The sequence below is a fragment of the Nonomuraea sp. NPDC050663 genome, assembly GCF_044456985.1.
GTDB lineage: Bacteria > Actinomycetota > Actinomycetes > Streptosporangiales > Streptosporangiaceae > Nonomuraea.
In genome coordinates, this window is the sequence record NZ_JBITGL010000002.1 from 244,686 (window position 1) to 262,019 (window position 17,334).

18 protein-coding genes and 3 pseudogenes are annotated in these 17,334 nt (G+C 70.7%); 14 read left to right on the top strand and 7 right to left on the bottom strand.

The genetic code is table 11. The features are described 5' to 3' along the window. Nucleotides 1-33 precede the first annotated feature (33 nt). Nucleotides 34-1,257, bottom strand: a complete 1,224-nt coding sequence (locus ACIBH1_RS05760; RefSeq protein ID WP_397312424.1) for an FAD-binding oxidoreductase — start codon at nucleotides 1,255-1,257, stop codon at nucleotides 34-36. Here ACIBH1_RS05760 and ACIBH1_RS05765 point away from each other — a divergent pair. The 4 genes from ACIBH1_RS05765 (at nucleotide 1,256) to ACIBH1_RS05780 (ending at nucleotide 2,962) form a co-directional block, all read left to right on the top strand. Then, a complete protein-coding gene (locus ACIBH1_RS05765; protein ID WP_397312425.1) occupies nucleotides 1,256-1,456 on the top strand; it encodes a hypothetical protein in 201 nt (66 codons plus the stop codon). The two genes, ACIBH1_RS05760 and ACIBH1_RS05765, sit on opposite strands and share 2 nt — an antisense overlap. 22 nt (nucleotides 1,457-1,478) lie before the next feature. Beyond that, entirely contained in the window at nucleotides 1,479-1,967 is a 489-nt protein-coding gene (locus ACIBH1_RS05770; protein ID WP_397312426.1) for a GNAT family N-acetyltransferase, read from the top strand. A gap of 64 nt (nucleotides 1,968-2,031) precedes the next feature. Then, a complete protein-coding gene (locus ACIBH1_RS05775) occupies nucleotides 2,032-2,325 on the top strand; it encodes a hypothetical protein (RefSeq protein ID WP_397312427.1) in 294 nt (97 codons plus the stop codon). Between the two features lie 10 nt (nucleotides 2,326-2,335). Then, on the top strand, nucleotides 2,336-2,962 hold the full coding sequence (locus ACIBH1_RS05780; RefSeq protein WP_397312428.1) for an MOSC domain-containing protein: 627 nt from the start codon (nucleotides 2,336-2,338) through the stop codon (nucleotides 2,960-2,962). A 347-nt stretch (nucleotides 2,963-3,309) separates the two neighbouring features. Here the strand turns inward: ACIBH1_RS05780 and ACIBH1_RS05785 are convergent, their stop codons facing one another. Beyond that, entirely contained in the window at nucleotides 3,310-4,563 is a 1,254-nt protein-coding gene (locus ACIBH1_RS05785) for a glycoside hydrolase family 18 protein (RefSeq protein WP_397312429.1), read from the bottom strand. A 105-nt stretch (nucleotides 4,564-4,668) separates the two neighbouring features. Here ACIBH1_RS05785 and hemW point away from each other — a divergent pair, with 105 nt between their 5' ends. After that, nucleotides 4,669-5,886, top strand: coding sequence for a radical SAM family heme chaperone HemW (hemW, locus tag ACIBH1_RS05790; protein WP_397312430.1), 1,218 nt, complete (start codon nucleotides 4,669-4,671; stop codon nucleotides 5,884-5,886). An 85-nt stretch (nucleotides 5,887-5,971) separates the two neighbouring features. Here hemW and ACIBH1_RS05795 read toward each other — a convergent pair whose 3' ends face one another. Genes ACIBH1_RS05795 through ACIBH1_RS05805 form a run of 3 tightly spaced genes read right to left on the bottom strand, consistent with a single transcriptional unit; the run spans nucleotide 5,972 to nucleotide 8,283 of the window. Continuing rightward, nucleotides 5,972-6,703: a DUF4870 domain-containing protein gene (locus ACIBH1_RS05795; protein WP_397312431.1), complete on the bottom strand. Its 732-nt coding sequence runs from the start codon at nucleotides 6,701-6,703 to the stop codon at nucleotides 5,972-5,974. Nucleotides 6,704-6,712: 9 nt separating this feature from the next. Further along, on the bottom strand, nucleotides 6,713-7,489 hold the full coding sequence (locus ACIBH1_RS05800) for a DUF3097 domain-containing protein (protein ID WP_397313085.1): 777 nt from the start codon (nucleotides 7,487-7,489) through the stop codon (nucleotides 6,713-6,715). Nucleotides 7,490-7,533: 44 nt separating this feature from the next. Continuing rightward, a complete protein-coding gene (locus tag ACIBH1_RS05805) occupies nucleotides 7,534-8,283 on the bottom strand; it encodes a hypothetical protein (protein WP_397312432.1) in 750 nt (249 codons plus the stop codon). A gap of 140 nt (nucleotides 8,284-8,423) precedes the next feature. Here ACIBH1_RS05805 and hrcA point away from each other — a divergent pair, with 140 nt between their 5' ends. Genes hrcA through ACIBH1_RS05820 form a run of 3 tightly spaced genes read left to right on the top strand, consistent with a single transcriptional unit; the run spans nucleotide 8,424 to nucleotide 11,367 of the window. After that, a complete protein-coding gene (hrcA, locus tag ACIBH1_RS05810) occupies nucleotides 8,424-9,443 on the top strand; it encodes a heat-inducible transcriptional repressor HrcA (RefSeq protein ID WP_397312433.1) in 1,020 nt (339 codons plus the stop codon). Between the two features lie 11 nt (nucleotides 9,444-9,454). Next, the gene (gene dnaJ / locus ACIBH1_RS05815) at nucleotides 9,455-10,588 is read left to right on the top strand and encodes a molecular chaperone DnaJ (protein WP_397312434.1); all 1,134 of its coding nucleotides are present in this window, start codon (nucleotides 9,455-9,457) and stop codon (nucleotides 10,586-10,588) included. Nucleotides 10,589-10,632: 44 nt separating this feature from the next. Then, a complete protein-coding gene (locus ACIBH1_RS05820) occupies nucleotides 10,633-11,367 on the top strand; it encodes a 16S rRNA (uracil(1498)-N(3))-methyltransferase (protein ID WP_397312435.1) in 735 nt (244 codons plus the stop codon). 10 nt (nucleotides 11,368-11,377) lie between these two features. On the opposite strand, the gene ACIBH1_RS05825 is transcribed toward ACIBH1_RS05820, so the two are convergent. Both ACIBH1_RS05825 and ACIBH1_RS05830 read right to left on the bottom strand, forming a co-directional pair. Beyond that, the gene (locus ACIBH1_RS05825; RefSeq protein ID WP_397312436.1) at nucleotides 11,378-12,010 is read right to left on the bottom strand and encodes a hypothetical protein; all 633 of its coding nucleotides are present in this window, start codon (nucleotides 12,008-12,010) and stop codon (nucleotides 11,378-11,380) included. Then, nucleotides 12,007-12,486 carry a SigE family RNA polymerase sigma factor gene (locus tag ACIBH1_RS05830; protein ID WP_181608901.1) on the bottom strand — a complete coding sequence of 160 codons (480 nt, stop codon included), beginning with the start codon at nucleotides 12,484-12,486 and terminating at the stop codon, nucleotides 12,007-12,009. Before ACIBH1_RS05830 ends, ACIBH1_RS05825 begins: the two co-directional genes overlap by 4 nt. Before the next feature lie 294 nt (nucleotides 12,487-12,780). Here ACIBH1_RS05830 and ACIBH1_RS05835 point away from each other — a divergent pair, with 294 nt between their 5' ends. The 6 genes and pseudogenes from ACIBH1_RS05835 to ACIBH1_RS05860 all read left to right on the top strand — a co-directional run bounded on the left by ACIBH1_RS05835 (nucleotide 12,781) and on the right by ACIBH1_RS05860 (nucleotide 17,144). After that, a complete protein-coding gene (locus ACIBH1_RS05835) occupies nucleotides 12,781-13,125 on the top strand; it encodes a histidine triad nucleotide-binding protein (RefSeq protein WP_397312437.1) in 345 nt (114 codons plus the stop codon). 86 nt (nucleotides 13,126-13,211) lie between these two features. Further along, nucleotides 13,212-13,922: pseudogene (locus ACIBH1_RS05840) on the top strand (PhoH family protein); the annotation flags it as partial. 561 nt (nucleotides 13,923-14,483) lie between these two features. Beyond that, nucleotides 14,484-14,666, top strand: a pseudogene (locus tag ACIBH1_RS05845) (hypothetical protein); the annotation flags it as partial. Between the two features lie 327 nt (nucleotides 14,667-14,993). Further along, a pseudogene (locus tag ACIBH1_RS05850) lies at nucleotides 14,994-15,359 on the top strand (PhoH family protein); the annotation flags it as partial. Between the two features lie 31 nt (nucleotides 15,360-15,390). Continuing rightward, nucleotides 15,391-15,855, top strand: coding sequence for an rRNA maturation RNase YbeY (gene ybeY, locus ACIBH1_RS05855; protein WP_181607907.1), 465 nt, complete (start codon nucleotides 15,391-15,393; stop codon nucleotides 15,853-15,855). Continuing rightward, the gene (locus ACIBH1_RS05860) at nucleotides 15,852-17,144 is read left to right on the top strand and encodes a hemolysin family protein (protein ID WP_397313086.1); all 1,293 of its coding nucleotides are present in this window, start codon (nucleotides 15,852-15,854) and stop codon (nucleotides 17,142-17,144) included. The genes ybeY and ACIBH1_RS05860 overlap by 4 nt, the downstream gene beginning before the upstream one ends. The last annotated feature ends 190 nt before the right edge of the window (nucleotides 17,145-17,334 follow it).

Below are 17,334 nucleotides of genomic sequence, written 5' to 3' on the forward strand. Positions count from 1 at the left end.
GCCGTACAGGGACAAATACACACACGGCCGGCCCTAGATGGACGGGATCGCGGTGGTGAAGCGGAAACGGTGAGCGGGATCGTGCGCGGCCTTGAGCCGGACCAGACGGTCGAAGTCGGCCGGGTCGAAGGCGCTGCGCACCTCGTCCGCGGTGGCCGGGCCGTACTGGAAGTTGAGGAACCTGCCCAGCGGCCGCAGCCCCTGCGGCACCTCCCAGGCGCCGCCCGCGACGATCTGCAGGAGGAAGGCGGCGTCGCGGTGGCCCATCACGTTGGCCGCCGGCTTGGACAGCGCGCCGCCGAGGTGACGAACCTGCACCACGTGGGGCGAGTCGGCGATCGCGGCGGCAGGCAGATCGGCCAGGAACACGCCGCCGCCCGCGTAGCCGTGCGGATCGGACGGCTCCTGCGCGATGGTGCCCGACTCGGTGTAGGGCATGATGCGCAGGCTGTCGTCGAGCACCTTGCCCGCCTGGCGCAGCGGCGCGACCAGCCGCTCGCCCTCGGCCGCGTCACCCGCGAAGGCCACACGGACCGCCGCGAGCCGCCGGTCGGGCGTCGGGATGAGCGCCAGGCTCGACGTCAGCGTGTCGGGCAACGTGGCCGTCCACGCCAGATACGCCTCGACGAGCTCCTCGCTCGCCGCGAAGAGCAGCCCGCCTCCGTAGAGCTGCTCGACCGGGACCAGGGAGAACTCCAGCGCCGTCACGACACCGAACGCGCCGCGCGTGCCCAGCATCGCCGCGAACAGCTCGTCGCCGGGAGCGAGCGCCACGGGGGCTCCGTCGGCCAGGACCGCCTCGATGCGGGTGACATGGTCGGCCGCATAGCCGTACGTGCGCGACATCAGGCCCAGGCCGCCACCCAGGGTGTACGGCACCGCGCCCAGGTCGGGGAAGCTCCCCGAGACCGGGGCCAGGCCGTACGGCGCGGCGGCCTCGATCACCTGCCGCCACCGCACGCCCGCGCCGATGCGCGCCGTGCGGCGGCCGGGGTCGACGGTCACCTCGTCGAGGCGGCTGGTGGTGATCAGCACGCCCTCCTCGGCGGCGACGGTCAGCCCGTGGCCCGCCGCCTGGACCGCCACGGGCAGGTCATGGGCGGCGGCATACGCGACGGCCGCCTGGACGTCGGCCGCGTCGGCGGCGACGACGACAAGGTCGGGGTGGTGGCGGTGGGACGTCTGGAAGCCGCTTCGCTCGCCGTCGTAGCCGCTTTCACCGGGGCGGAGGACGGGACCTTGTACGTTTTCCATCATGGGCGGGACCTTAGCCAGGGCCACCGACAGTTCCGGGGGCGGCTCGGGCTCGGTCGCCGCCCCGGGGCATCTGAGAGCCGCCACCGCCCCCGCCACGGCCGCCCCCGCCACGGCCGCCCCCGCCACGGCCGCCCCCGCCACGGCCGCCCCCGCCACGGCCGCCATCTGTCGTCGACGGGTGGCTTCGCGGCGATGGTGAGGCGGCCCCTACACTCGCCGCCATGACCCTCCGAACCGCGAGGTTGTCGCTGTCCAGGCCGACCATCTCCGACCTGGACGACGTCCACGGGATCCACGCCGATCCCGAGACCAACCGGTTCAACCCGGCCGGTCCCAGCCCTGACCTGGCCACCACCAGGCAGATGCTCGCCGGCTGGCTGGCCGACTGGCGCGAGCACGGCGTGGGCTACTGGATGGTGCGCCTGCCCGACGCCCCGCAGGTGATCGGTGTCGCGGGTCTGCGCCAGACCGAGCTGGACGGCGAGACCGTGCGCAACCTCTACTACCGCTTCCGCCCTTCCGCCTGGGGCCACGGTTATGCCCTGGAGGCGGCGCGGGCGGCCATCGCCGGGAACGAGGCCGGCGGGCCGCCCGTGGTGGCGCTGATCCGGCCCGGCAACCTGCCGTCTCGCCGGGTGGCCGAGCGCGCCGGCCTGCGGCTGCACGCGACGATTCACCATCTCGGCGGCCCTATGGAGCTCTACCGCTGAATTCTGTCGGTGCCGCCGCCTACTCTGCTTCTCGAACGAATGTGCGAGATGGGAGTGGTGTTCCATGAGTGTCGCCGCGGAGCGGTTCGAGCGGGCGGCCATCCTGGGCGTGGCGATGGCCGAGGAGACCAGGCGGATCCTGCGGTCGCACCTGCGGCCCGCGGAGGTCTCGGCCGACGGCACCGTGCTGGTCAACGTGCCCTTCCCCGATTCGGCCGTGCTGCGCGTCGTGCTGGAGGTGGCGACCGAGTGCTTCGCGCGCGCGGGCGCCTCGCCCGAGCAGGCGCGCCGTGAGGCCCTGGAGTCGGTGTTACAGCTGGCCGGTCCTGAGACCGAGACACGGCGTGACATGGGCTAGCGTTCCTGGCATGCGCGTTATTTCGGTCAACGTCGGCACCTCGGTCGACGCGGAGTGGGCCGGGAAGATGAAGCGGACCGCGATCGACAAGCGGGCCGTCTCCGGACGAGTCGAGGTGCGGCCCAACGGGCTGGCCGGCGACGAGCGCGCCGACCAGGCGGCTCACGGCCGGCCCAGCCAGGCTGTGTACTCCTATGCCCGGGAAGACTACGACTGGTGGGCGGGCGAGCTCGGGCGCGAGCTGCGCGACGGGCAGTTCGGCGAGAACCTGACCACCAGAGGCGTCGACCTCGCCGGGGCGAAGCTGGGCGAGCGGTGGCGCGTGGGGAGCGCGCTGCTGGAGGTGTCGTCGCCGCGGGTGCCGTGCGTCGTGTTCCGCAACTGGCTCGACGAGCCGGGGTGGGTCAAGCGCTTCACCGCCGCCGAGCGGACCGGGGCGTACCTGAGCGTGGTCGAGACGGGTGAGCTGGGGGTGGGTGACGAGGTGGAGCTCGTCCACCGGCCCGACGACAGCGTCACCGTGGCCGAGTCGTTCCGCGCCTATCACGGTGACGTGGAGCTGATGCGCCGGATCCTGGCCTTCGAGGGACACGCGCCGGTGTGGGACGCGGTGGCCAAGCGAGTCCTCGGGGTCTGAAGCGCGCCCAAGACTCGGGTGCACCGGGCAGCCATGCAGGCGGCGGGGCGGTCCGCGATGCGTGGTGTCGGGCGGTTCGCGATGCGTGCCCGGTAGGCGGGACGCGGCGCTGGGGTGGCTCACGGCGCGAAGGACGGGCGCGGGCGGGTGGCGGACGGGCGGAGGCTCAGGCCAGGCCCGAGGCCCAGGCCAGGCCAGGCCCCGGTCGCGGTGGCCGGGTGGTCGAACGCGGGGCGTGGGAACGCGGTGGCCGCGCGGGGCGTGGGAACGCGGTGGCCGCGCGCGGGGGCAGGCCCGTGCGCGGCCACCGGTCTCCTGCGACTACCAGGTCCCCCGGCGGCTCACCCCTACCGCAGCACCCTGTACAGGGCGCTGGTGAGCGAGGCGTTGGCGTCGTCCTGGTCGACCGACCACATCATCGACCCGCCGAGCCCCCTGGCCCTGATGTACAGCGCCTTCTCGGTGACGGTCGTCGGGTCGTCGTAGGACCAGAACTGCGTGCCGTCGTACAGCCACACCGCGCCGGTCCGCAGGTCGCGGTACCTCTTGCCGGGCTTGGTCAGCAGGTCCTTGTAGTCCTCCGACCCCGCCTCCCACTTGCCGGGCGCAGCGCCGGTGGCGGGCTGGTAGACGCCGTCGCCGCGCGGTCCCGGTGTCACGCCGGTCCAGCCCTTGCCGTAGGCGGGCACGCCCGCGACCAGCTTGCGGATGGGTGCGCCGCGCTGCAGGTAGTAGCCGATGGTGGAGTGCAGGCTTTCGCGGATGTCGTTGGGGTCGCGCCGGTCGTTGAAGAGGTTGGCGTGGTGCCCGGTGATCTTGTCCCACGGCCCGTGCAGGTCGTAGCCCTGGACGGTGGCGTAGTCGAACAGCTTGAAGAGCTTGCGCACCTCGAAGCCGGCGTCGATGACGCGCTCGGCGGCGGGCAGGAACGCCGTCAGGAGCTGGCCGCGCTTGTAGGCGTCGAGCTGGCTGCGCAGTTCGGTGACGAACGCGGTGAAGTTCTGCTTGTCTTCGGGCCTGATCACGTTGCCGGGGTTGCCGGGGTAGCCGGGCCATTCCCAGTCGAGGTCGATGCCGTCGAAGACTCCGGCGCCCGCGCCCTCGGGCAGGCCGGGCAGGTTGCCGCGCAGCCACAGGTCGATGCACGACTTGGCGAGCTTGGTGCGCGATTCGGGGGTGAGCACGGCGTCGGAGAAGTGCGCGGAGCCGGTCCAGCCGCCAAGGGAGATGAGCGCCTTCAGGTTGGGGTGCTTGGCCTTCAGCTTGCGCAACTGGTTCATGTTGCCGTTGAGCGCCTGGCCGGGCTCGTCGGCCACGCCGTCCACGCTCTGCTCGGCGGGCACGGGGCGCTGCCAGTCGGCCCACGCGTCGGCCGAGTAGCACTCGGCGTTGGCGTTGACGAATCCGAACGCGTAGTTGATGTGCGTGAGCTTCCTGGCCGCTCCGCTGGCCTCCATGTCCTTGACGTGGAAGTTGCGGCCGTAGATTCCCCACTGGATGAAGTAGGCGACACGTTTGAAGTCGGAATGGGCCTCGGCCGGCACGGCCAGCATCGACATGCCGAGTAAGAGGGAGGAGAGGGCGAGGACGACCTTCTTCACAGGGCGACTCCGGGGGGCTGAACTTATAGGAAACTTTCCTATAAGTTGTCCGGATCGTAGGACGGGCGGATCTCGCAGTCAATGGCAGGCGGCACACTGGAAGACGTGCCTTCCACCCTTCCCGACGGCGATCCGGTCCCCGCTTCGGGCGAATTGTCCGAGAGCGCGCTCGCCGTCCTGGGCGAGCGCCCGTTCGGCTTCTACGTCCACGTGCCGTTCTGCGTGACCCGCTGCGGCTACTGCGACTTCAACACCTACACCGCCTCCGAGCTCGGACCGGGCGCCTCCCAGCGCGACTACGCCGACACCGCCGTCGAGGAGGTACGGCTGGCGCGCAAGGTGCTGGGCGATGCCGACCTGCCCGTGAGCACGATCTTCTTCGGCGGCGGCACCCCCACCCTGCTCCCCGCCGGCGACCTGGGCAGGATCCTCGCCGCGATCGACGCCGAGTTCGGCATCGCGCCAGGCGCGGAGGTGACCACGGAGGCCAATCCCGAGTCGGTCGACCCCGCCTATCTCGAGACGCTCAGGAGCCGGGGCTTCAACCGGGTCAGCTTCGGCATGCAGAGCGCGCGGGAGCACGTGCTGAAGGTCCTCGACCGCCACCACACCCCCGGACGTGCCGCGCAAGCCGTACGGGAAGCCCACGAGGCCGGGTTCGAGCACGTCAACCTGGACCTGATCTACAGCACGCCCGGCGAGTCCGACGACGACTGGCGCGCCTCGCTGGAGGCGGCGATCGCCGCCGCGCCCGACCACGTCTCGGCCTACGCCCTGATCGTCGAGGAGGGCACGCGGCTGGCGGCCCGCATCAAGCGCGGCGAGCTGCCCATGCCCGACGACGACGCGGCCGCCGACCGCTACCTGATGGCCGACGAGCTGCTGAGCCAGGCCGGGTTCACCTGGTACGAGGTGTCCAACTGGGCGACCTCGCAGGAGGCGCGGTGTGCGCACAACCTGCTCTACTGGACGGGCGGCGACTGGTGGGGCGTCGGCCCCGGCGCGCACAGCCACGTCGGCGGCACCCGCTGGTGGAACGTCAAGCATCCGGCCGCCTACGCCAGGCGGCTGGCCGAGGGCTCCTCGCCCGCGCACGCCCGCGAGGAATTGTCGGGCGACGACCGCGAGGTGGAGCGGCTCATGCTGGAGCTGCGCCTCGACACGGGATACCCGCTGGCCGACGTCAAGCCCTCGGTGCGTACGGCTGTCGCGAGCGCGCTGGCCGACGGGCTGCTGGAGACGGAGGCGTTCAAGCGGGGGCGCATGGTGCTCACGCTGCGCGGCCGCCTCCTGGCCGACGCCCTGATCCGCGACCTGGCCTGACACCGGCGCCGGGCTCTGCCCGAGGGCGAGACGTCGATCGTCGTCGACGACCGCCCGACGCCGGAGGAGAGGGCCCGCTGAGCGGTCAGCTGACCATCCGGATCGCGAACGGGTAGCGGTAGTTCTCGCCCCGGTTCGCCGCCATCGCCGCCATGATCTCGAAGATCAGCGCCCCGATCCAGACCACGACGATCAGCACGAAGCCGATCAGCACGAACATCAGCACCCAGCTGATCATGTAGGCGATGAAGAACGTGATCTGGAAGTTCAGCGCCTCGGCCGACTGGTCGCGCACGTAGGGCGACTGGTCCTTCTTGATGAAGTAGATGATCAGCGGGCCGATGAAGCCGGTGAAGATGCCCAGGAGGTGCGCCAGCATCGCCATCGAGGTGTCGTCGGTGCCGGGACGCGGGCCGTAGCGGCCGGGGACGTGCGGCTGCGCGGCGTAGTGTCCTGGCTGCTGGTAGCCCTGGGGGTGGCCGGGCTGCTGGTAGCCCGGCTGAGGGTACCCGGGTTGCTGGTAGCCGGGTTGCTGATATCCGGGCTGCTGGTAGCCGGCGGGCATCGACGGCGGCTGGCCGTAACCGTACCCGGGCTGCTGGTGGCCAGGCTGCGACCCGGACGGGTAGCCAGGCTGCTGGTAGCCAGGCTGCTGGTAGCCAGGCTGCTGGTACGCGGGCGGGGCCGAAGGCGGCTGGCCGTAGCCGTACCCCTGCTGCGGGCCCGAGCCGGGCGGGGGCGGCGGGTAGCCCTGCTCGGGCTGAGGGTCGGAGTTCGGGATGCGCCGGGTGGCGTCGTCGTCCGAGGGCTGACTCATGAAACGAGGCTAGTCGGACTCACCGGGATTAGTCACGAAGTCGATGAGCTCCTCCACCCGGCCCAGCAGTTCGGGCTCCAGGTCCGCGAACGTCGACACGCTGCCGAGGATGCGCCTCCACGCGTCGGCCGGCTCCATGCGCCAGCCCAGCGCCGCGATGACGCCTTCCTTCCACGGCACCCCGCGCGGCACGACGGGCCAGGCGGGGATGCGCAGCACCGAGGGCTTGACCGCCTGCCAGATGTCGACGAACGGATGCCCGACCACCAGCACGTGCGGCGAGGTGACCTGGGCGGCGATCCGGCTCTCCTTCGAGCCGGCCACCAGGTGGTCGACGAGCACCCCGAGGCGCCGCTCCGGCCCGGGCTCGAACTCCTCGACGATCGCGGGCAGGTCGTCGACGCCTTCCAGGTACTCGACCACGACGCCTTCGACGCGCAGGTCGTGGCCCCAGATCTTCTCCACGAGCGCCGCGTCGTGCACGCCTTCGACGTAGATGCGGCTCTCGCGCGCGACCCGCGCCCGCAGCCCCTCGACGGCGATGGACCCGGACGCGCTGCGCAGCGCCCCCTTCTGCGGCTGCGCGGCGGGGCGGACCAGTGTCACGGTCTTGCCCTCCAGCAGGAAGGCCGCGGGCGCCAGCGGGAAGAGCCGGCGTTTGCCGAAGCGGTCTTCGAGCGTGACGGCCTCCTTGTCGCAGGCCACGATCGCACCGCAGAACCCGCTCTCGGCGTCTTCGACCACCAGGTCGAGCTCGGCGGGAACCTGGGGGATCTTGCCCTTCATCGGCCGGCGCCAGTTTCCCGCGAGCACGTCTCCGTCGTAGCGACTCACATCCGGGACGGTAGCAAACGCCTGCGCGCGGCGCGCCGCCGTACGACCACCAAGATCGTGGTGGCGAGGCCGACGGCCAGGCCCGCGCCGCACAGGATCAGCATCACGCCGGTCCCCGACACGACACCCGCCAGCGGAGCGCCGATGCCGAACCGGGCGGCGCTCTGTTCCTGGCCGGCGGTGCACTGGAACTGGTAGTCGCCCGCCGACGGCACGGTGATCGTGCCCAGGCGCTCCCAGGTCAGCCCGTTGACGGTGATGGTCTGCGAGCCGCCGGCCCGCTCCAGCCTGGCCTCGCCGAGGCTCTTGCAGGAGTAGTCGGTGCTGGGCCCGCTGTAATACAGCACCGCCTCCTGCGCCGGGTCGAGGCGGACGGTGGCGGTCTCGCCGGCGACGAAGGTACGGCTCGGCGCCGCGTTGGTGATGCCGCTGACCACGCCGGAGAAGAACAGGCCCACCCCGACGGCCGCGCAGACGACGGCGATCGCCCACGCGCCGCCCACCCACCACAACGACGGGCGGATCCTGGGCGCGGGAGGCGGCGGCTGCTGCGCCCACTGCTGCGGCGGGCCGTACTGGGTCGGCGGATAGGGGTAGGAAGGCGGCTGTTGCGCGTACTGGGGCAGCCCCTGAGGCGGTGGGGAATACGGGCCGGGCTGCTGCCAGGGCGGGGGAGCAGGGGGCAGATCGTCCCTGGACACGCGCCTGGTCGGGTCGTCGGGCGGGGTCGGGGAGTCGGCTGTCATAGTCAGCAGTCTGACCTCCCCGCCGATCGTCCGCCACCTCGGGTTATCGCACCTTGCAGGCGAGAGCCGTACACTTGGCACTCGGGAACACAGAGTGCCAGATCTGACGTTTTCCGAAGAGCAACACAGGAGGTGAGCACGTGCTCGACGACAGGAAGCTCGCAGTGCTCCGCGCCATAGTCGAAGATTACGTGTCCACCAACGAACCGGTGGGCTCCAAGGCGCTGGCCGAGCGTCACAACCTCAACGTCTCCCCGGCCACGATCCGCAACGACATGGCGGTGCTGGAGGAGCAGGGCTACATCGCCCAGCCCCACACCAGCGCGGGCCGGGTGCCGACCGACAAGGGCTACCGGCTCTTCGTCGACCGGCTCTCGCAGGTCAAGCCGCTGTCGTCGGCCGAGCGCCGGGCCATCGAGACCTTCCTGGTGGGGGCGGTCGACCTCGACGACGTGGTCACCCGCACCGTGCGGCTGCTCGCGCAGCTGACCAGGCAGGTCGCCGTGGTGCAGTACCCCACCCTGACCCGTTCCACGGTCCGCCACGTCGAGCTGGTGCCGTTGAGCGAGCGCCGGGTCATGCTGGTGCTCATCACCAACACCGGCCGGGTCGAGCAGCGGGTCATCGAGCTGCACGAGGTCGCCGACGACGCGCGGATCGCGCACCTGCGCGCCGTGCTCAACGCCTGTCTCGACGGATGCGGTCTGGCCAGCGTCCCCGAGCTGGTGGCCGACCTGCCCGAGCGGGTCCCCGTCGAAGACCGGCCCATGGCGGCCACCATCCTCTCCGTCCTCCTGGAGACCCTGGTCGAACGGCATGACGAGAAGATCGTCTTCGCCGGTGCGGCCAACCTGGCGGGCGCCGACTTCAGCAGCGGGCTGCGCGACGTGCTGGAGGCCCTCGAAGAACAGGTCGTGCTCATGCGGCTGCTCGGCGAGACATCGCCCGACACGCCCGCGGCGCTGACCGTGCGCATCGGATCAGAAAACCCCTACAGCGGCCTCCGCGGCACATCCATCGTGGCTACCGGCTATGGTTCAGGCGACAGGCAGCTCGCCCGGCTGGGCGTTCTCGGCCCCACCCGCATGGACTATCCCGTCACGATGGGCGCCGTGCGCGCCGTGGCTCGCTACGTCAGCCAGATCCTGGCTGCTTCATAAGAGGTCGATAAGTGGCAAACAGCGACTACTACGCCACCCTCGGGGTACGGCGTGACGCCAGTCAGGACGAGATCAAGAAGGCCTACCGCCGTCTTGCCCGTGAGCTGCACCCTGACGTGAACCCGGACCCCACGACCCAGGAGCGGTTCAAGGAGATCACGCAGGCCTACGAGGTCCTGTCCGACCCGAACAAGCGCCAGATGTACGACCTGGGCGCCGACCCCTTCCAGGGCGCGGCGGCGGGCGCGGGCGGCTTCGGCGCCGGCTTCCCGTTCAGCGACATCATGGACGCCTTCTTCGGCACCGGCGGCGGCTCGCGCGGCCCCCGCTCGCGCGCCAGGCGCGGGCGCAACGCCACCATCCGGGTCGAGCTCGACCTGAAGGAGTCGGCGTTCGGCACCACCCGCGAGCTCCACGTCGACACCGCCGTGGTGTGCGAGGTCTGCTCCGGCGCGGGCACCGCCCCCGGCACCCACCCCGACACCTGCGACATGTGCAACGGGCGCGGCGAGATCCAGCAGGTCACCCGCTCCTTCCTGGGCCAGGTCATGACCTCGCGGCCGTGCCCCCAGTGCTCCGGATTCGGCAGCATCATCCGCCATCCGTGCCAGGAGTGCGCCGGCGACGGCCGGGTCCGCACCCGCCGTACGATCAAGGTCCGCATCCCCGCGGGCGTCGAGGACGGCACCCACATCCAGCTCGCCGGCGAGGGCGAGGTCGGCCCCGGCGGCGGCCCTCCCGGCGACCTGTTCCTCGAGATCGTCGAGCGGCCCCACGAGATCTTCGAACGCCGCGGCGACGACCTGCACTGCACCGTCCAGATCCCGATGACCGCGGCGGCGCTCGGCACCTCGCTCACCATCGAGACCCTCGACGGTCCCGAGGAGGTCGACGTACGGCCAGGCACGCAGTCCGGACAGGTGATCACCATGTACGGCCGCGGCGTGCAGCGGCTGTCGGAGTCGGGGCGCGGCGACCTGCTCATCCACGTGAACGTCGAGACCCCGATGCGGCTGGAGCCCGCGCAGGAGGAACTGCTGCGGGAGCTGGCCAAGTCGCGCGGCGAGGAGCGGCCCCCCGGCAAGTTCGCGCCGGGGCAGCAGGGCTTCTTCTCGCGCCTGCGCGACGCGTTCAACGGACGCTGACGCCTCGCGCGGGCCGCTGATCCCGCGCGTGGGACGATGGCCCGGTGAGCGTTCCAGTCTTCCTGGCCGACCGGGCCGAGTTCGGTAAGAGCGAGATCCTCCTGGGCGGCCAGGAAGGCCGCCACGCGGCGACCGTACGGCGCCTGCGCGCGGGCGAGAGGATCGACCTCACCGACGGCGCGGGCGCGGTGGCCGAGTGCGTCGTGGCCGAGGAGCGCAAGGACTCCCTCCTGCTCGACGTGCTGAAGACCTACGACACGCCCCCGCCCGGCCCCCGCCTGGTGGTCGTCCAGGGCCTGCCGAAGGGCGACCGGGGCGAGCTGGCCGTCGAGATGATGACCGAGGTCGGCGTCGACGTGATCGTGCCGTGGGCGGCGGCCAGGAGCATCACCCAGTGGAAGGGCGATCGGGCGGCCAAGGCGCTGGGCAGGTGGCGGGCCACGGCGCGCGAGGCGGGCAAACAGGCGCGGCGCTTCCACCTTCCCGAGGTGGCGGAGCAGGCCTCGACGGCCCAGGTCGTGCAGCTGCTGCGCGAGGCGGCGCTGGCCGTGGTGCTGCACGAGGAGGCCGACATGCGGCTGGCCTCACTGGAGTTGCCCCCGGAGGGCGACATCGTGCTCGTGGTCGGGCCGGAGGGCGGCGTCGCGGGGCAGGAGCTGGCGGCCTTCACCGATCAGGCCGGGGCCATACCCGCTCTTCTCGGCACGACGGTGCTCAGGACCTCGACGGCGGGGGTGGCGGCGGCGTCGGTGCTGCTCGCGCGCACCGGACGCTGGTAGACCCCTGGCCTCAGCCGCTCGGCTGCACCAGGGGGCTGTAGAACTCGCTCGGCTCCGGCGTCATGGGAGGCTCCTCTGGAGGGCACTCCTCGACCGGGCACGAAGCCTCGGGCTCGACGGTCTCGCTGGGCGTGGGGTCCGGACTCTCCTCCGGGCAGTCGTCGGCGTTGTCCTCCTCCTGCGTCGGGCACGTCGGCGTCGGGCTGGGAGAGGGAGACGACGGCTTGGTGGTCGAACCGGCCGTCTGCGGCGCCTTGACGGGCTGCGTGGGCGCGACGACCTCGGGCGTGGCCACGGAGTTGACCGGGGGCGGGTTCTGCTCGGACGGCGTGCGCTCCGAGCGCTTGGGCCGGGAGGTGGACTCCGAGCTGGGAGTGGGTTTGACGTCGTCGGTCCAGTTCACCACGGTGGTGACGACGCTCTCCCGCCACTCGGGGACGATCATGACGACGGAGGCGGCCACCAGCACGGCGCTCGCTCCCGCCGCACCCGCGCGCCACCAGAACAGGTTCCTGACCCCGCGCCGCGCGATGCGGTCGCGGATGATCTCGAGGCCTTCGGGAGACGGAACCACCTGATCCGCCTCCGCGCGGAGGACACGGCGCAGAATGTCGCCGTGCTCGTCGGGGCGTAGGTGGCTCATGTGAGGTTCTCCAGGACGGAACGCAGGGCGGCCATGCCACGTGCGGTGTGGCTCTTGACCGCCCCCTTGCTGATGCCCATGGCATGGGCGATCTCAGCTTCTGACAGGTCCCCGTAATACCGCAGGACCAGGGCCTCCCGCTGCCTGGCCGGCAGGGAACGCAGGGCCTCGATGACGGCTGAGCGCTCCAGCTCGCCGATGGCGCCGTTCTCGGCGCTCGGCGCGTCGGGCATGCCCTTGGGTGCGTACTTCTCGACGACCGCGCGGTGACGCAGCACGGAACGGGACCGGTTGACGACGGATTGTCGCAGGTAGGCGAGTGCCTTGTCGGGGTCACGGAGGCGGCGCCACGCCCCGTGCAGGGCCACGAAGGCATCCTGCACGACTTCCTCCGCGGTCGCTATGTCGCGCACGAGCAACACAGCGAGACGCACTAATGACCGAAAGTGTGCGCTGTAGAGCGCGGTCACGGCCATGTCGGCGTCCCAACCGACGGGCACCGCTCCCAACGACCTGTCGGCCAGCAGGGTTTCGGTGGTCACATCAGTGGGACGCGCGGCCTTCCCAGAGGGTTTACGCTCATCTGGTCCAAGCGGCTTTCCTGGTTCCTTAGGGTGCATGACCCGGTCGTGTCCTCGACAGGTGGCCTCGCCCGACCATGAATCGTCTTATTTGTCGGTGAAAGTTCGGGTGAAAGTCTCGCACACCCACCCTAACCGCGGGGATCATCGAAAGCGATTACCGATTGGCAACGGCGATAAGGTCTTGTCGTGAGCGACTGTCTGTTCTGCAAGATCGTGGCCAAGGAGATCCCCGCGACCGTCGTCTACGAGAGCGACCGGGCGCTGGCCTTCCGTGACATCAACCCGCAGGCCCCGACGCACGTGCTGGTCATCCCGAAGGCGCACGTCGCCAACGCTGTCGAGCTGGCCGGCGCCGGCGACGGCCTGGCCGACGACGTGCTCAAGGCCGCGCACGCGGTGGCCGAGCAGGAGGGTGTCTCCGAGGGCGGCTACCGGATCGTCTTCAACACCGGCGCCGACGCCGGTCAGACGGTCTTCCACGTGCACGCGCATGTTCTCGGCGGGCGAAGCCTGACCTGGCCGCCCGGCTAGAAACCCACGCGACCTTTCCCCAGCTCCTCGATACCATGGGGGAAGAAGAACCTGACCGAGGAGGCACAGGCCAGACGGGCCTGCCCATGTCCGAGCCAAACGAATCCCGCAGACCGGCGCCACCGACCCGCACGCAGGCCAAGGTGCTGATTCCCGACGAATACTCGATGGTCAGCCTCCTGGGATCCCGGGATGAGCTGCTCCGTGTCATCGAGGGCGCCTTCCGCGCCGACATCCACGTCCGGGGCAACGAGATCACCATCACCGGCTCCCCCGAGGAGAGCGGCGCCGTCGTGCGCCTCTTCGAGGAGCTGGTCGAGGTGCTGCGCAGCGGCGGTGAGCTGACGGCCGACGCCGTCGAGCGCGTCATCGCCATGCTCAAGATGGCCTCAGAGCGACCCGCCGAGGTGCTGTCGCTCAACATCCTGTCCTCCCGCGGCCGGACCATCCGGCCGAAGACGGCCAACCAGAAGCGCTACGTCGACGCGATCGACAAGCACACGATCGTCTTCGGCATCGGCCCGGCCGGCACCGGCAAGACCTACCTGGCCATGGCCAAGGCGGTCTCCGCGCTGCAGGACAAGAAGGTCAACCGGATCATCCTGACCCGGCCCGCGGTGGAGGCGGGTGAGCGGCTGGGCTTCCTGCCCGGCACCCTCTACGAGAAGATCGACCCCTACCTGCGTCCCCTCTACGACGCGCTGCACGACATGCTCGACCCCGAGTCGATCCCCAAGCTCATGGCGGCGGGCACGATCGAGGTCGCGCCCCTGGCGTACATGCGCGGCCGGGCGATGCCGCTGGGGACGGGCGTTCTCACACCCGACGGCTGGCGCTCCATCGGGGAGCTTCAGGTCGGTGACCTGGTCATCGGGTCGAACGGTGAGCCCACTCCGGTGCTCGGCGTCTACCCACAGGGCGAGAAGCCGATCTACCGGCTCTTCAGCCAGGACGGCGCCTCGGTGCTGGCCTCCGACGAGCACCTGTGGACCGTCCGCACCCGCGACGACGCCGACCGGGGCAAGCCGTGGCGTGTGATGGAGACGCAGGAGCTGATCGGCGACCTGCGGACGGCGCACCATCGCAAGTGGGAGCTGCCGCTGCTCACCGCACCGGTCTGCTTCCCCGAGCGATCCGTGCCGATGGATCCTTACGCCCTCGGCCTGCTCCTGGGCGACGGCTGCGTCACCGGGTCCACTACGCCGAGCTACGCGACGGACGACCCTGAGCTGGCCCAGGCGCTGGAAACCGCGCTGCCGGACGTCGTCGTCCGGTGGCGGGGCGGCCCCGACTACGTCCTCAACCGGGTCAGGCAGCCCGGCGACCAGATGACGATCACGAATCCGGTGACGGCCGTGATGCGTGAGCTGGAACTCGACGGCTGCACGGCAGCGACGAAGTTCGTGCCCGAGGTCTACCTCCACAACACCGCTGACGTACGGCTGGCCGTCCTTCAGGGCCTGCTCGACTCCGACGGCGGTCCTGCGACCCAGGCGGGACGCACGTGCAGGATCGGCTTCTCGACGATCTCGCCGCGGCTGCGTGACGACGTCATGTTCCTGGTGCAGTCGCTCGGCGGCGTGGTCTACGCCCGCACTCGCCCGACCGAGGAGCTCACCCCCGGGCGTGTGCGGGGCCGCGAGGTACGTCACCGTCACGACGCGCACGTTCTCGACATCCGCCTCCCGGCCGGACTCGCGCCCTTCCGCCTGGAGCGGAAGGCGCGGACCTACGCGGAGCACGGCGGCGGGCGCCCGATGCGCTACATCGATCGCATCGAGCCCAGGGGCACCGCCGAGTGTGTGTGCATCCAGGTCGCGGCCGAGGACTCCCTCTACGTGACCGAAGACTTCCTGCTCACCCACAACACCCTGAACGACGCCTTCATCATCCTCGACGAGGCGCAGAACACCTCGCCCGAGCAGATGAAGATGTTCCTCACCCGGCTGGGCTTCGGCTCCAAGATCGTGGTGACCGGTGACGTGACGCAGGTCGACCTGCCCAGCGGCACCGAGAGCGGACTACGCGTCGTGCAGCGCATCCTGACCGACGTGCGCGACATCCACTTCTCGAGGCTGTCCAGCGAAGACGTCGTACGGCACCGCCTCGTCGGCGACATCGTCGACGCCTACGGCCGCTACGACGCCGAGCGCCAGGCAGAGCAGCAGGAGTTCAAGCAGGTCCGGCCGCAGGGCCGGAGCAGGTACGGCACGCGCTCGGGGGAGCGGTCGTGACCGGGCGGCGCGGCGCACGGGGGGAGCGCTCATGAGCATCGAGATCAACAACGAGTCCGGGGTGGAGGTCGACGAGGAGCGCCTCGTTGGCCTTGCCGCCCACGTGCTGGCCGAGATGGACGTCAACCCGCTCGCGGAGTTGTCGATCATCGTGGTCGACGAGGACGTCATGTCCGAGCTGCACGAGAAGTGGATGGGGGAGCCCGGTCCCACCGACGTGCTCTCCTTCCCGATGGACGAGCTGCGTCCGGGCGGCGGCGCCCGCGGCGACGGGGAGGGTCCCGCCGACCCGGCGCTGCTGGGCGACGTGGTGCTCTGCCCGACCGTGGCCGAGAAGCAGGCCAAGGAGGCCGGGCACAGCACCCGTGACGAGCTCGAACTGCTCTGCACGCACGGCATCCTCCACCTGCTCGGCTACGACCACGCGGAGCCCGAGGAGCACAAGGAGATGTTCGGCCTGCAGGCCAAGTTGCTGGAGTCGTGGCGAGCCCGATGAACGGCTGGTTGCTTTTGGCCATCGCGCTCGTCGTGTGCGGTGGCCTGATCGCGAGTGCCGAGACCGCGCTGTCGCGGATCTCGCGCGTGCGCGCGGAGGAATTCGTCCGTGACGGCCGCCCCGGCGCCAAGCGCCTGCAGGCCATCGTCACCGATCCGCCGCGCTACCTGAACCTGCTCCTGCTGCTGCGGCTGAGCTGCGAGCTGGTGGCGACGGTGATCGCCGCCTCCCTCTTCATCGACCTCATGGGCGACCAGGGCTGGGCCTACGTCACCGCCGCGGCGGTCATGGTCGTGGTCAGCTACGTGATCGTCGGCGTCTCGCCGCGCACGCTGGGCCGCCAGCACGCCGAGCCGATCGCGCTGGCCAGCGCCCCGGTGGTCTACGTCCTGACGAAGATCTTCGGCCCGCTGCCCACGCTGCTCATCCTGCTGGGCAACGCGGTGACCCCGGGCAAGGGCTTCAAGGAGGGCCCGTTCACCTCCGAGGCCGAGCTGCGCGACCTGGTCGACCTGGCCGAGGAGCGCCGGGTGATCGAGCCCGACGAGCGCGAGATGATCCACTCGGTGTTCGAGCTGGGCGACACGCTGGTGCGCGAGGTGATGGTGCCGCGCACCGACATGGTCTTCATCGAGCGCGGCAAGAGCCTCAACCAGGCCCTGTCGCTGGCGCTGCGCAGCGGTTTCTCGCGCGTCCCCGTGGTGGGCGAGAACGAGGACGACGTCATCGGCATCGCCTACCTGAAGGACATCACCCGGCAGGTGCACGAGTCGAGCGCGGGCGCCGAGCGGGTCGACTCGGTGATGCGCCCGGCCAGTTACGTGCCGGAGAGCAAGCCGATCGACGAGCTCCTGCGCGAGATGCAGGCGCGCCAGATCCACGTGGCCATAGTGATCGACGAGTACGGCGGCACAGCCGGCCTGGTGACGATCGAGGACATCCTGGAGGAGATCGTCGGTGAGATCACCGACGAGTACGACCAGGAGGCTCCGCGCGTCGAGGAGCAGCCCGACGGCGCGCTGCGGGTGACCGCCCGCATGCCCATCTACGAGCTGGCCGAGCTGTACGGCACCGAGATCGAGGTCGACGACGTCGAGACCGTCGGCGGCCTGCTGGCGCACGCTCTGGGGCGGGTGCCGATCGCGGGTTCCGAGGCGGAGGTGGCGGGGCTCAGGCTGACGGCCGAGAGCCTGGCGGGCCGCCGCAACCGGATCAGCACGGTCCTGGTGCGGCGAGTGGTCCACGAGGACGACGACGAACCGATCGAAGCCTCCGCACAGCAGGATTAATCGGCATCAAGCGTTCTACAAGCGGATTGCAAGGGGCCTCGGCCACTCTCTTCTCAGACGCCCTGTGCGGTGGGTGTCTGGGGGGGAGTCCAAGGGCCGGGAGGGGTTCGCGGCCCAAGGACGATCCTGGGGGGTGAGCAACGAAAGTTGCTCGACGACTAAGGGTGCTCTCGCCTGGCGAGGGCACCCT